Genomic DNA, 12,145 nt, shown 5'->3' on the forward strand with positions numbered 1-12,145 from the left:
GTACCTACTCCTCCTCCTCGGACCAGACGCAGGAGCCACCCTCGCCGGGGTAGCGGCCGCCGCAGTCCTCCGCGATCGCCTCCGCCTCGCTCCCGGACGGTGACTGCCAGTAGAGGTCGTCGCACGCCTGCATGTCGCCCGCGTGGCACGACCCGACCAGCGTCGCGATCTCGCCGGCCTCGGCCTCCCGGTCGACGCAGGAGCCCCAGTAGTCCGCGAAGTGACCGCCGCAGTCCGCAGCCGTGGCCTCGGCCGCGCTGCCCGAGGGCGACTCCCAGAAGAGGTCGTCGCAGGCCTGCATGTCGCCCGCCTCGCAGGCAGAGAGCAGGCTGGCGAGGGCGGCCTCCTGCTCCGCCTGGGCCTGCTCCTCGGAGGCCTGCTCTGCCGCGTCCTCGGCGGCCCGGTCGGCCTCGTCCTGGGCCCGCTCGGCCTCCCACGCCGCCTCCTGGGCAGCCCACTCGGCGTCGGAGACGCAGGTCCCGTGGGAGGCCTCACTGGTGCCGCCGCACGTGGCGGCGAACGCCTCATACCCCGAGCCGATCGGCGAGTCCCGCCACAGCGAGTCGCACGCCTCCAGGTCCCCCGCCGCGCACGTGTCCCACAGGGCGGCCAGGGTGGCGTCGTCGCCGTAGGCGTCCGGGCCGCTGGCCGACCAGTCCTCGAAGTCGTCCCCCCACTCGTCCGGGAGCTCGGCGAACTGCCCGTCGCAGGACTCCTGCACGGTCGTCGGGTCGTCGATGACGTCCTGCACCGTGGACCGCAGCGCGTCCGCGGTGAAGAGCAGCGGCACCATCTGCAGCTGGTTGGCCTCGCGCACCATCACGGTCGCGACCCCGGCGACCTCACCGCCCGCGGTCAGGGCCGGGCCGCCGGAGTTGCCGTCGTCGAGGGCGCCGTCGCCCCGGATCGCCTCGCGGGTGGACCCGTCCATCTGGAAGCTGAGGATGGTCGACGGGGTGACCGAGAAGTCGCCGGCGGGAGCGGGGTAGCCCAGCGAGACGATCTCCTCACCCTCCCGGAGGTCGTCGGTGTCGACCCAGTCGAGGGCAGCCCCGCGGATCGGCTCGTCGACCTCGATGACGGCGATGTCGGGCTCGGTCCGGCCGCCGATGACGGTGCCCGTCATCCTGGTCTGGCCGTCGCGGCTCACCAGCTCGGGTGTCGGGTCGATGCTGACGACGTGCCAGTTCGTGACCAGGTGGTGCTCGTCGAGGACCCAGGCCGAGCCGGAGCCGCTCATGCTGCACCCCTCGACCTCGACCTTGAAGATGGCTGGTGCGTACCGGTCGGCCAGCTCGTCGGTGCTGAGGGACTCGGAGGCCGGCTCGGCCGTGGCGACCACCGGGTCGGGCGTCGCGGCGGCGACGGGCTCGCGCTCGGGCTCGGGCGGCGCTGCGGTGGCGTTGCCCCGCAGCGTCATGCCGAGATACACCCCGCCGAGCCCGAGGACGACGGCGAGGACCGCCCCCAGGGCGACGAGGAGGAGAGGATTCACGCGAGCCTGCGATGCAGGGGTCGCGGACAAGGGTGGTTGAACGTTCACGGGTCCCTGCTCACGGAGAATACGAAGCCTCGCCAAGTTCCCCAGGAGGCCAGCCGAATCATAGGGCGAAAGGGGTGACCACGGAAGAGTCGACAGGGCTCGCCTCGGACCTTCGGGGAGGCGGGCGTGGTCTCGGGGTGCCGGGGTGGGTGCGGTCTGTCGGGTGTCCGGAAGGGGGGTCTGTCGGAGGCCGGTCGTACACTTGTTCGCATGAGGGGGAGCTGGGGGAGCGAGGCGACCGGGGGTCGCGCTGACGGTGCAGCGGCCGTGCTGGCCGAGCTGTCCGCTGCTCTGGGGCGCTCCGCGACGGCGCTGGCCGCACCGGCCCTGCTCCAGGAGCGCGAGCTGGGTGAGGTGCTGGGGGCGCTCGATCAGGTGGCCGCCCGGACGCACGCGTTGCTGGTGGCGGTGGTCCGGGAGGGCCTGTTGCGCGGGCTCCACCAGGAGGCCGGGTTCTCCGACGTCGACTGGGTCCGGCGTGTATGCCCGGGGCTGGCCTCGAGGACGGCGATCGAGATCGCGATGGTGGCGCGTGCCGCCCAGCAGGGCGTGCACGCGCCGCTGGCGGACGCGGTGCAGGACGGGTCGGTGCCGCTGCACCGCGCGGCGCAGGTCCTGCGGGCGCTGACGAGGATCCGGCCGGCGCTGGGGGAGAGCGAGTATGCCGAGGCCACCGAGCTGTTGACCGTCGCCGCGGCGCGGGAGGAGTTCGACGAGCGGGACCTGGCCAGGATCACCGCCAAGCTCGTGGCGACCTGCTTGTCCGAGAAGGAGCAGGTGGCCCGCGCCCAGGCGCGGCACGAGCTGCGCGACGTGCACGAGTCGTCCTTGGCCGACGGCTCGCTGCGCCGGTTCGTACTGACCGTGGGCAGCGACGCCGACTATGAGGCGATCCGGGCCGTGCTCATGTCGCCGCTGGCCGCGCCGGCGCCCCGGGAGGATGGCGCGCGAGGAGACACCAGAGTGGACGGCGCGCGAGGAGACACCGGGGTGGATGGCGCACGAGGAGACGCCGGAGTGGATGGTGCGCCGAGCGTCGGCGCTGGGGTGGACGGCGTCGGGGGTGAGGGCGCCTGGGGTTCGGGTCCGACCGTCGCCGAGCTGGACCTGCGGACCGCGGGGCAGCGACGCTACGACGCCTTCATGACGGTCTTCCGACGCGGTGTCGCAGGCAGCGAGGGGCAGCCGACGACGCCCAAGGCGCAGGTCATGGTGACGATCGGGCTCGAGGAGCTGCGCGGTGCCCTGGGCGGTGCCGGGCGGACGGTGCACGAGGGCACGCTGTCGGCGCACGAGGTGCGGCAGCTCACGTGCGACGCCGACATCATCCCGGCGGTGCTGGGTCACAAGAGCGAGATCCTGGATCTGGGTCTGGCCAGGAGACTGGTGACCCCCGGTCAGCGGCGCGCGTTGGCGCACCGCGACGGTGGGTGCACCTTCCCCGGCTGCCACGTGCCCGCGACGTGGTGCGACGCCCACCACGTCGTGCACTGGGCCCGCGGCGGCCGCTCGGACCTCTCCAACTACGCACTGCTCTGCCCCCGGCACCACACGTGGGTGCACCAGCACGACGCGAGCGCCGAGGTCGAGGCGACCGGGGTGCGCTGGAGACTGCGATGACCCCGCCCCCGACCCGGCCCGGGTGGGTCGGGGCGCCGGCGTGCGTGCTCCGTCGTCAGCCGAGCACGGGGGTCCGTCCGAGAGGGCATTCGGCCACGCCCTACGGCTGGCGAGCGCGTAGATTGAGGAGCATGACCCATGACTCTGACCAGGGCGGCACCGTCTCCGAGGGTGGCTCCGGCTCCCTCAACGAGGAGACCATCCGTGGGGGCGCCGACGCCGTCCCCGAGACCCCGGACACCAACGACACCGGCCCCGACGACGCCACGGCCGAGGACCACCAGGACGACGACGGCGACGCGGCCGCCAGCCGCGGGCGGCAGAGCGCGGTCGAGGACGGCGACCGCTGAGCGGAGCACGACATGAGCCGGATCTTCACCGTCAGCGTCGCCTCGGTCTACCCGCACTACGTCACCAAGGCCGAGCGCAAGGGTCGGACGGAGTCTGAGGTCTGGGAGGTCATCAAGTGGTTGACCGGCTTCGACGACGCGCAGCTGAGCCGTCACCTGGCCGACGGGACGACCTTCGAGGACTTCTTCGCCGATGCCGAGCTCAACCCGCACGTCGACCAGATCACGGGGTCGGTGTGCGGCGTGAAGGTCCAGGAGGTGGAGGACCCGCTCATGCGGCGGATCCGCTACCTCGACAAGCTCGTCGACGAGCTGGCCAAGGGCCGGCCGATGGCCAAGGTCCTGCGCTCCTGACGGCGGTGTCCGCGCGGAGGCCGGCGGGCGCGTAGTGTCATGGGTAGCGGGACCACTCAGGTCTCCCCATCAAAGGCCACGCCATGACAGACAAGTCGCCGCGTCAGACCATGTCCAAGAAGTCCGGCAAGAGCATCAAGGAGAAGCGGGCGGAGAAGCGGGCCAAGGGGGACGAGGCCTCGCAGCTCGAGAACGTCATCCACCCCAAGAAGCGCTGAGCGCCTCCTCCCGCGTCCCCGGCCGTGAGGCCTCTCGTCGGCCTGGCGTCATGCGACGCTGAGGGTGACCTCGACGTTGCCGCGCGTGGCGTTGGAGTAGGGGCACACCTGGTGGGCCTGCTCCACCAGCTTCTCGGCGTCGGCGCGCTCGACGTGGGGGAGCGTCACCTCCAGGCCGACGGCGAGGCCGAACCCGCCGTCGCCGTTCGGTCCGATGGACACGTCGGCGACCACCTCGGAGTCCGTGACGTCCGCGCCCGAGCGCTTCGCGACGCCGCGCAGGGCGGAGTGGAAGCAGGCGGCATACCCCGCGGCGAAGAGCTGCTCGGGGTTGGTCGCCCCGCCCGGTCCACCCATCTCCTTCGGGGCCCGGACGTCGGCGGCGAGGATGCCGTCGCTGGACTCGATGCGGCCGTTGCGGCCGTCCCCGGTGGCGAGCGCGGTCGCGGTGTAGAGAGTATCCATGTGCACGACTCTATTGTGCACATTCGAATGACGCAAACGGCTACGATGGCGGGATGGACGGCTACCCCCAGCTGGCGCTCGACCAGCAGATCTGCCTGCCGCTCTACGCCGCCTCCCGCGCCGTCACCCGGCGCTACGCCGAGCTGTTGGCGGACGTCGGGCTGACCTACCCGCAGTACCTCACCCTCCTCGCCCTCTGGGAGTCCGACGGGCCGCTGAGCGTGCGGGACCTCGGCGCCCGGCTGCACCTGGACTCCGGGACCCTCACACCGCTGCTCAAGCGGATGGAGGCGGCCGGACTGGTCCAGCGGGTGCGCGACGGGCGCGACGAGCGGCGAGTCCTCGTCTCGGTGACCGACCGCGGGTGGCAGCTGAAGGACCGCGTGGCCGACGTACCGCAGCGGCTGGCCGGCGGCATGGGGATGACGCAGGAGCAGGGGGCGGCCCTGCGGTCGTTGCTCGACACGGTCATCGACGCCCTGGAGGGTGACCCGCCCCCGGCCGGCTGACTCGCTCAGCACCTCTGCCACCCCGGAGGTATCTCACCGCCGGCTCTCGCCTCCTCCCGGTATGCCGCCCCCTGCACCCGGCGCCCCCGGCACCCCGATCGCGTCCCTCCCCACGGCGGTCGTCGGGTTCGTCGGCGCCGCCGATACCGGCCCGGTCGGGGTCCCCGTCACCGTCAGCAGCGCCGCCGACTACCACGCCGTCTTCGGCCCGACCCTGGACGCGGACCGTCCACTCGGTCACGCCGTGGACCTGTTCTTCGGCAACGGCGGCCAGGAGGCGGTGGTCGTGCGGGCCGCGGGCCCGGCTGCGGAGCAGCTCGTGCCGCCCGCCGGCCCCGGGGGTGTCCACGCGCTGGACGACGCCGGAGTCACCGTGCTCGTCGTGCCCGGTCTCACCACCGACCACCCGGACCAGGTGCGGGTCGCGCTCGCGCGGTGCGCGGCATACCGCGCCGTCCTGCTGCTCGACCTCCCGGCCGGGCCGTGGTCCGCGCGGACCCGCAGCAGTCTCGACGGGCTGACCGAGCACCGGGAGCGGGCCGCGACCTACCACCCCTGGGTCGTCGTCGACGGCCAGGCCGTGCCCCCGAGCGGGGCCGTCGCCGGGGTCGTCGCCCGCACCGACCTCGAGCGAGGGGTGTGGAAGGCGCCGGCCGGGGTGGAGCTGCGGGGGATCGGCGGGTTCACCGAGTCCCTCGACCGCCTCCGGACCGACGAGCTGACCGGCGCAGGAGTGAACGCGCTGCGCGAGTTCCCCGGTCGGGGCCGGCTGGTGTGGGGTGCCCGGACGCTCGCCGGGGCCGGCGCCGGAGACCCGGGGGTGCGCTACCTGCCCGTGCGACGGCTCACCGACCACGTCCTCCGGTCACTGGTCGCGGGACTGCGCGCCGTCGAGGGCGAGCCGAACGACCCGGCGCTCTGGGCACAGGCGCGGCGGCTGACGGAGGACTTCCTGCACGCGCTGTGGCGGCAGGGCGCGTTCGCCGGTGCGAGGGCCGACGACGCCTTCGGCGCGCGCTGCGGGCCGGGAGAGACGATGACCGAGGCCGACGTCAGCGCGGGGCGGGTGGTGGTGTCCTTCTGGATGGCTCCGCTGCGGCCCGCCGAGTTCGACGTGCACACGCTGACGCTGCAGACGGCCGCGACCCCGTCCGACGTGCCGGAGGCCGAGGGACCGGACACGGACGGGTCAGCCGGCGGGCGTCCGGACGGCCCACACCAGGTGAGCAGCCGACCGGACCTGGTCCGGGTCGAACGCAGGTGGACTGGGCTCGGCCGGGTGGACCTGGGACAGGTGGTGTCCCGTTACATCGGCGAGACCGAGAAGAACGTCGGCCGGGTCCTCGACGAGGCGCAGGGATCAGGGCCTGCGCTCAGCTTCGACGAGGCGGACGCGCTGTTCGGGAGACGGACGCGGGACGGCGAGGCCGCCGACAGACCAGAGGCCGACGACCTGCCAGACGAGCCGGCCGGCAGCCCGGACACCGACGAGCCGCCTGACCAGCCAGCCCCTAGCTGACGATCTGGGCCGGGTCGTCGAACGCCGGGTGCTTGCTGCCGACGCCGCGAGCCACGGCCAGGTGACCGCCCAGGTATGCCGCGGCGCCCGACGCCCCCGCACCGCCGATCGCGAGCACCGCACCGAGGCGGTGGTTGCCGCTGCGACGGGCGATCCAGGACGCGGCGTAGGCGGTGGCGGCCAGCGCGTTGCCGGCGGCGTGCACCAGGCCGACCCGCTTGTCGCGGGTGCCGGTCTCGGACCACTCGGCCCAGCCGGACCACGCCGTGGGCGCGGCGGTGAGCAGCCCGAGCCCCACCAGCCGTTGCGCGGCCGGGGCGGAGGCGGGTCCGCCGACGAGGTCGAGCACGGTCGCCGACGTCCACGACCCCATGGTGATGTCGGTGAGCAGGGGGTGCAGCGCGTGCCCCAGCCACTCACCGCGCAAGGCCCAGCCGGTGGTGCCGGATCCGAAGACGGAGGTGATGGTGGGCTCGATCGCCTGGACCGGGCCGTCCAGCGCCTCGGTCTGCTCGAGGCGCTCGGTCCACCGCACGACGGCGGGCACGGGTTGGGACTGAATCTGCTCCATGGAGCCATCGTCCGCCTGCTCCTGCAGGACCGCACCTCGAGATGCTCGTCACCGGGCTCGACCGGCTCGGCCGCCGCCATGTCGGGGCGACACCGGCCCGTTCAGGGGATGAGCCGGCCCCGGAGCAGCGCCTGGAAGTAGAGGACCGGCTCGACGAAGCGGTCGAAGAGCCACAGGGCGCGACGCGGGACGCTGAGGTCGACCAGCCCGGTGGTCGGTGCCTTCGCGCCGGTGCGGTCGAACTCGGCGAGCAGCAGCCGGTGCCGGTCGACCGTGACGGGCACGATCGTGTAGCCGTCGTAGCGGCGCAACGGCTGGCCCAGCCTGCTGCGCGCGATGTTGTCGGCGAGCAGCTCGACCTGCCGGCGGAGCGCGCCCCCCGAGGGCCGGGTGTCGAGCGCGGCGGCGTCGCCGAGGCTCCAGACCCGGGGCACCGAGCGGTGGGCCATCGTCTCCGGGTCGACGTCGACCTGACCGGACGCCCCCGCCCGGGCCAGCGGGGCGAGCCACTCCTGGCCGCGGTAGGGCGGCACCACGAACGCCTGGTCCACGTCGTGCAGCACCGTGGCGGACGGCCCGTCCAACGTCACCGTCCGTTCCCGATGGTCGACCGCGGTCACCCTCGACTCACGGTGCACGGTCACCCCGAGCTCGCGCAGGTGCGCGTCGAGCCGGTGGTCCACGAACGGCAGGCCCAGGACACCCGTGAACGGGGTGACCAGGTGCACGTCCAGGTCGCCCAGGACCCCGCGCCGGCGCCACCGGTCGCAGGCCAGGAAGAGCGGCTTGAGCGCCGTCCCGCCGCAGGGCGACGGCTCGGGAGGGAGGGTGAAGACCGCGCGGCCGCGCGACATGCTCTCGACCGCGTCCCACACGGCCGTGGCCTGCGACTCCAGGTGGGCGGTCGACGACCAGCCCGCCGCCATGGCCTGCTCGAGCCCCGGCACGGCGCCGAGGTCCTCCTCCAGCCCCGGTGCCAGGACGAGGTCCTGGTAGCCGATCCGACCCCCGCCCGCCAGCTCGACCTCACGCTCGGCGGGGTGCACGGCCACCGCCCGGTCGCGGACCCAGGTGCAGTCCGGCAGGACCGAGGCGGTGGTGCGGGTCAGCTCGCTCATCGTGGCCTGCCCGCCGGCGACGTAGTTCAGCAGCGGCCGGAACAGGTGCGGCCGGTCCGGGGCCACGACGGCCACGTCCTTCGCCCCGATCCGCAGCAGCCGCGCGGCCAGGGAGACCCCGGCGTTCCCGGCGCCGATGACGACCACGTCGTGACCTGCCATGGTGCTCCCTCGCTCGGTGCTGCGTCTCGTCAGCCTAGCCGCGTTCCACGGGTATGCCGTCCGCCGGCGCCACAGCACGTCCGTAACAGCACGTCCGACACCGCGCGGAGGCACGGCGGCGGGTCGGCTCGCCGAGGCGCGGGGGTCGGTCGGATGCCCCCGCTACGCTCGCCGGTGATGGACAGGGACGAGCGGGCGCGCCTGGAGGGGGTGATCGCGCAGGCGGAGCGGCTGGCCCCGGTCGCCGCAGGCGTCCGTGCGCACCGGGAGGAGGTGCGGCAGGCCGCCGATGCGGCGGGGTCGCAGCTCCGGGCCCGGATGACGCGCCTGCGGCCCGCGGGCACCCGCGGGTGGCGGGTGCTCGCCCTCGGTGACGGCGACGACGTCCTGCTCGGCCGGCTCGCCGCCGACGCCGCGCTGCCCGGGCTCAGCGAGGGGGAGCAGGAGGTCCTGGACGATCTGGCCGACCGGGTCCCGGCGGTCGTCGCCGAAGCTCGACGAATCGTCGGGCTGCGGCGGCTCGTCACCTTCGGGACCCGCCGCGCGCAGGCCGACGCCCAGGCCGGGTGGTTGCTCCGGCACCAGCGGGGCTGGGGCGAGGATCCCGAGGGCTGGCTGTCGGCGCTGGACGCGCAGACCCGCGAGCCGGCCCTGCCGCTCGCCCTCGGCTCCGCCCTGCACCCGCACGTGGGTCTCGTCGACCGTCTCGGCGGACCGACCGACCACCAGGAGGTCGTGCGGCTCGGCCACCAGCCGGGCGGACGTCCCGACCGGCAGGGTGCCGTCGGCCTGGGCCACCTGGCCGGACGCCCCGACCGGGTGAGTGCCGTCGGCTCGGGCCCCCTGGCCGGACGTCCCGACCAGCAGGGTGCCGTCAGCCTAGGCCACCCGGCCGGACGACCCGGTGAGCCCTCTGCCGTCGTGCTCGCCGACCTGCACGACCTGCCCGTCGTGCTGCCGCCCCTGGCCTCCGTCATCACCCGCGCCGACGAGGCCCGGCAGCAGGCGCTGACCGCCGGCGAGGCGGTCCGTGCCGTCGCTGCCGACCGCCTCCTGGCGCAGATGCCGGTCGAGCGGCTCCGCGAGGCCACCGGTGAGCGGCTGCGGATCGGCGCCCTCACCGAGGCGGGCATCACCACCGTCCAGCAGGTCCTGGAGCGCGGCGCCGACCTCGACGCCGTGCCGAACGTCGGCCCGGTCACCGCCCGGCGCATGCGCGGCGCCGCCCAGACGCTGCACACGCTGGCCCTCGACGACGCGCCCGTGCGGCTCGACCCCGACGACCGCACCCCGCAGGCGACCCGCCTGCTGGGGCGGCTGCATACCTGGGACCTGCTGCGTCAGACCGCGAAGGCGACCGACCTCGTGGCCCTCGCGCAGACGCTGCTGCCGCTGGCCGACCACCTCACCGACCGCACGACCCACCTCGCCGTCCTCGGCGACGCCCCGGCCCAGGACCTGCTCGACCTCGTCCTGCCCGTGCTCGAGCGCGCCCAGGAGCTGCACGACACCCTCGAGCAGGGGCGGGCCGAGGACCCCTGGGCGGACTTCGTCGACCGCCCGGCGCACTACCTCGCGCTGCTCTCCGAGCTCGGCCTGGTGGAGGAGACTGGCACGCACGGCGACCTGCCCGAGGACGTCGTCGAGGCGGTCCGCGCGCAGGAGCTGGACACGGCATACCTGGAGGTGCCGCTGCGCGGCTACCAGAGCTTCGCCGCCCGCTTCGCCCTCGTCCAGGAGAAGGTCGTCATCGGCGACGAGATGGGCCTGGGCAAGACCGTCGAGGCGCTCGCCGCGCTCGCTCATCGGGCCACCGAGGGCGGCCGCTGGTTCCTCGTCGTCTGCCCCGCCGCCGTCCTCTCGTCGTGGGTGCGCGAGGTCGACGCCAAGACCTCGCTCGAGCCGCGCCGCCTGCACGGCCCCGACCGGCAGGCCGAGCTCGCGCGGTGGCGCGCCGACGGGGGAGTGGCCCTCACGACCTACTCCACGCTCGGCAGCCTCGCGGAGGACCTGGACGGTTTCGAGCTCGACGCGCTGGTGGTCGACGAGGCGCACTACGTGAAGAACCCGGCCGCCCAGCGCTCCCGTCGCGTGGCCGCGCTCGTCGCACGCACCCAGCACGTCCTGCTGCTCACCGGCACCCCGCTGGAGAACAGGGTGGGCGAGCTCGCGACGCTCGTCGGCTACCTGCGCCCCGACCTGCTCGACGGGCTCGGCGACTCACCGGTCGACTTCCGGCGCCGCATCGTCCCGGTCTACCTGCGCCGCAACACCGAGGACGTCCTCGTCGAGCTCCCCGAGCTGGTCGAGGTGGAGGAGTGGCTCGGGCTGTCCGCGGCCGACGAGGCGGCCTACCGCGACGCCGTCGCGTCCGGCAGCTTCATGGCGATGCGCCGGGCCGCGTTCGCCTCGGGCACGCGGTCGGCCAAGCTGGCGCACCTGCTCGAGGTCGTGGCGGAGGCGGAGGAGAACGGCCGCCGCGTCATCGTCTTCTCCTACTTCCGTGACGTCCTCGACCGGGTCGCCGCCAGCCTGCCGGGCCCGGTCTTCGGGCCGCTCACCGGCTCCGTCCCGCCGGCCCGGCGCCAGGAGGTCGTCGACGACTTCTCCCGGGCCGCGGGCGGGGCCGCCCTGGTCGCGCAGATCCAGGCCGTCGGGGTCGGGCTCAACATCCAGGCGGCCTCGGTCGTGGTGCTCTGCGAGCCGCAGCTCAAGCCCACCACCGAGTGGCAGGCGATCGCGCGGGCCCGCCGGATGGGCCAGCTGCAGACCGTCCAGGTGCACCGCCTGCTCACCGAGGACAGCGTCGACGAGCGGCTGGTGGAGCTGCTGTCGGCCAAGGCCGGGACCTTCGACCGGTACGCCCGGGTCAGCGAGACCGCCCGGAGCGCTCCCGAGGCCTACGACCTCAGCGAGGCCGACCTGGCCCGGCGGGTCGTCGCGGCGGAACGGGCGCGGCTCTTCCCCGGCGAGGACGGCACGACGCTCTTCCCCGGCGAGGACGGCACGGCGATGATGGGGTGATGACCCCCACGCCCGCCGTCCTGCTCTTCGACGTCAACGAGACCCTGTCCGACATGAGCCCCATGGCCGACCGGTTCGTCGAGGTGGGTGCCCCTGCGGCGATGGCCACGACGTGGTTCGCGTCGCTGCTGCGGGACGGTTTCGCCCTCACCGCGGCCGGCGACAACCCGCGCTTCGCCGACGTCGGGCGCGCCGTGCTGAGGCCGATGCTCGCGCGTGAGCTGCGGCATTCCGAGGTGGAGGGGGCGGTCGAGCACGTGCTCGGCGGGTTCGGTCGGCTCGCGCTGCACCCGGACGTCGAGGCGGGGGTGCGGCGGCTGCACGACGCGGGCGTGCGGATGGTGACCCTGAGCAACGGCTCGACGGCGGTGGCGCAGGGGCTCCTGGAGCGGGCCGGGCTGCTCGACTGCGTCGAAGGCCTGCTGACCGTCGAGGACGCGCCCCGTTGGAAGCCGGCGCCCGAGTCCTACGCCTACGCCCTCGAGGTATGCCGGGTCGCGCCCGCCGACGCGATGCTCGTCGCCGTGCACCCCTGGGACCTCCACGGCGCCCGGGCGGCCGGGCTGCGGACGGCGTGGGTCGAGCGCGGCACGGCGAGGTACCCCGGTCACATGGCCGCCCCCGAGCTCACCGCCAGCGGCATCGACGACCTGGCGCGGCAGCTCGGGGCCGCTGAGGGCTGACGCGGGGCG

12 protein-coding genes are annotated in these 12,145 nt (G+C 74.3%); 8 read left to right on the forward strand and 4 right to left on the reverse strand.

Going from position 1 to position 12,145, the window contains the following annotated elements; all coding sequences use genetic code 11:
* Window positions 1-4: 4 nt before the first annotated feature.
* On the reverse strand, window positions 5-1,495 hold the full coding sequence (locus tag FHD63_RS05890) for a trypsin-like peptidase domain-containing protein (protein ID WP_139720924.1): 1,491 nt from the start codon (window positions 1,493-1,495) through the stop codon (window positions 5-7).
* Window positions 1,496-1,753: 258 nt separating this feature from the next.
* Here FHD63_RS05890 and FHD63_RS05895 point away from each other — a divergent pair, with 258 nt between their 5' ends.
* The 4 genes from FHD63_RS05895 (at window position 1,754) to FHD63_RS16875 (ending at window position 4,085) form a co-directional block, all read left to right on the forward strand.
* Window positions 1,754-3,163, forward strand: coding sequence for an HNH endonuclease signature motif containing protein (locus tag FHD63_RS05895; protein WP_139720926.1), 1,410 nt, complete (start codon window positions 1,754-1,756; stop codon window positions 3,161-3,163).
* Window positions 3,164-3,294: 131 nt separating this feature from the next.
* Window positions 3,295-3,513: a hypothetical protein gene (locus FHD63_RS05900; RefSeq protein WP_139720927.1), complete on the forward strand. Its 219-nt coding sequence runs from the start codon at window positions 3,295-3,297 to the stop codon at window positions 3,511-3,513.
* A 12-nt stretch (window positions 3,514-3,525) separates the two neighbouring features.
* On the forward strand, window positions 3,526-3,867 hold the full coding sequence (locus FHD63_RS05905; protein ID WP_139720929.1) for a DUF2200 domain-containing protein: 342 nt from the start codon (window positions 3,526-3,528) through the stop codon (window positions 3,865-3,867).
* Window positions 3,868-3,950: 83 nt separating this feature from the next.
* A complete protein-coding gene (locus FHD63_RS16875; RefSeq protein WP_272947976.1) occupies window positions 3,951-4,085 on the forward strand; it encodes a hypothetical protein in 135 nt (44 codons plus the stop codon).
* A gap of 48 nt (window positions 4,086-4,133) precedes the next feature.
* On the opposite strand, the gene FHD63_RS05910 is transcribed toward FHD63_RS16875, so the two are convergent.
* On the reverse strand, window positions 4,134-4,550 hold the full coding sequence (locus tag FHD63_RS05910; protein WP_139720930.1) for an organic hydroperoxide resistance protein: 417 nt from the start codon (window positions 4,548-4,550) through the stop codon (window positions 4,134-4,136).
* A 53-nt stretch (window positions 4,551-4,603) separates the two neighbouring features.
* Between FHD63_RS05910 and FHD63_RS05915 the strand changes: the two genes are divergently transcribed.
* Window positions 4,604-5,059, forward strand: coding sequence for a MarR family winged helix-turn-helix transcriptional regulator (locus FHD63_RS05915; protein ID WP_139720933.1), 456 nt, complete (start codon window positions 4,604-4,606; stop codon window positions 5,057-5,059).
* 61 nt (window positions 5,060-5,120) lie between these two features.
* Entirely contained in the window at window positions 5,121-6,578 is a 1,458-nt protein-coding gene (locus tag FHD63_RS05920) for a phage tail sheath family protein (protein ID WP_139720935.1), read from the forward strand.
* On the opposite strand, the gene FHD63_RS05925 is transcribed toward FHD63_RS05920, so the two are convergent.
* Both FHD63_RS05925 and FHD63_RS05930 read right to left on the reverse strand, forming a co-directional pair.
* The gene (locus tag FHD63_RS05925) at window positions 6,571-7,149 is read right to left on the reverse strand and encodes a DUF2231 domain-containing protein (RefSeq protein WP_139720937.1); all 579 of its coding nucleotides are present in this window, start codon (window positions 7,147-7,149) and stop codon (window positions 6,571-6,573) included. The genes FHD63_RS05920 and FHD63_RS05925 overlap by 8 nt on opposite strands.
* Window positions 7,150-7,250: 101 nt before the next feature.
* Window positions 7,251-8,429 carry an NAD(P)/FAD-dependent oxidoreductase gene (locus FHD63_RS05930; RefSeq protein WP_139720939.1) on the reverse strand — a complete coding sequence of 393 codons (1,179 nt, stop codon included), beginning with the start codon at window positions 8,427-8,429 and terminating at the stop codon, window positions 7,251-7,253.
* Between the two features lie 177 nt (window positions 8,430-8,606).
* Here FHD63_RS05930 and FHD63_RS05935 point away from each other — a divergent pair, with 177 nt between their 5' ends.
* Complete coding sequence (locus FHD63_RS05935) at window positions 8,607-11,453, forward strand: DEAD/DEAH box helicase (RefSeq protein WP_139720941.1); 2,847 nt, start codon at window positions 8,607-8,609, stop codon at window positions 11,451-11,453.
* Window positions 11,453-12,136, forward strand: coding sequence for a haloacid dehalogenase type II (locus FHD63_RS05940; RefSeq protein WP_139720943.1), 684 nt, complete (start codon window positions 11,453-11,455; stop codon window positions 12,134-12,136). The genes FHD63_RS05935 and FHD63_RS05940 overlap by 1 nt, the downstream gene beginning before the upstream one ends.
* Window positions 12,137-12,145: the final 9 nt, after the last annotated feature.

Source organism: Serinicoccus chungangensis, assembly GCF_006337125.1.
Taxonomy (GTDB): Bacteria; Actinomycetota; Actinomycetes; order Actinomycetales; family Dermatophilaceae; genus Ornithinicoccus; species Ornithinicoccus chungangensis.

Bases quoted from the DNA above. Each gene is read 5' to 3' on its own strand.
- FHD63_RS05930 (WP_139720939.1), bottom strand. From the start codon at position 8,429: ATGGCAGGTCACGACGTGGTCGTCATCGGCGCCGGGAACGCCGGGGTC.
- FHD63_RS05935 (WP_139720941.1), top strand. From the start codon at position 8,607: ATGGACAGGGACGAGCGGGCGCGCCTGGAGGGGGTGATCGCGCAGGCG.
- FHD63_RS05900 (WP_139720927.1), top strand. From the start codon at position 3,295: ATGACCCATGACTCTGACCAGGGCGGCACCGTCTCCGAGGGTGGCTCC.
- FHD63_RS05940 (WP_139720943.1), top strand. From the start codon at position 11,453: ATGACCCCCACGCCCGCCGTCCTGCTCTTCGACGTCAACGAGACCCTG.
- FHD63_RS05895 (WP_139720926.1), top strand. From the start codon at position 1,754: ATGAGGGGGAGCTGGGGGAGCGAGGCGACCGGGGGTCGCGCTGACGGT.
- FHD63_RS05910 (WP_139720930.1), bottom strand. From the start codon at position 4,550: ATGGATACTCTCTACACCGCGACCGCGCTCGCCACCGGGGACGGCCGC.
- FHD63_RS16875 (WP_272947976.1), top strand. From the start codon at position 3,951: ATGACAGACAAGTCGCCGCGTCAGACCATGTCCAAGAAGTCCGGCAAG.
- FHD63_RS05905 (WP_139720929.1), top strand. From the start codon at position 3,526: ATGAGCCGGATCTTCACCGTCAGCGTCGCCTCGGTCTACCCGCACTAC.
- FHD63_RS05925 (WP_139720937.1), bottom strand. From the start codon at position 7,149: ATGGAGCAGATTCAGTCCCAACCCGTGCCCGCCGTCGTGCGGTGGACC.
- FHD63_RS05915 (WP_139720933.1), top strand. From the start codon at position 4,604: ATGGACGGCTACCCCCAGCTGGCGCTCGACCAGCAGATCTGCCTGCCG.
- FHD63_RS05920 (WP_139720935.1), top strand. From the start codon at position 5,121: ATGCCGCCCCCTGCACCCGGCGCCCCCGGCACCCCGATCGCGTCCCTC.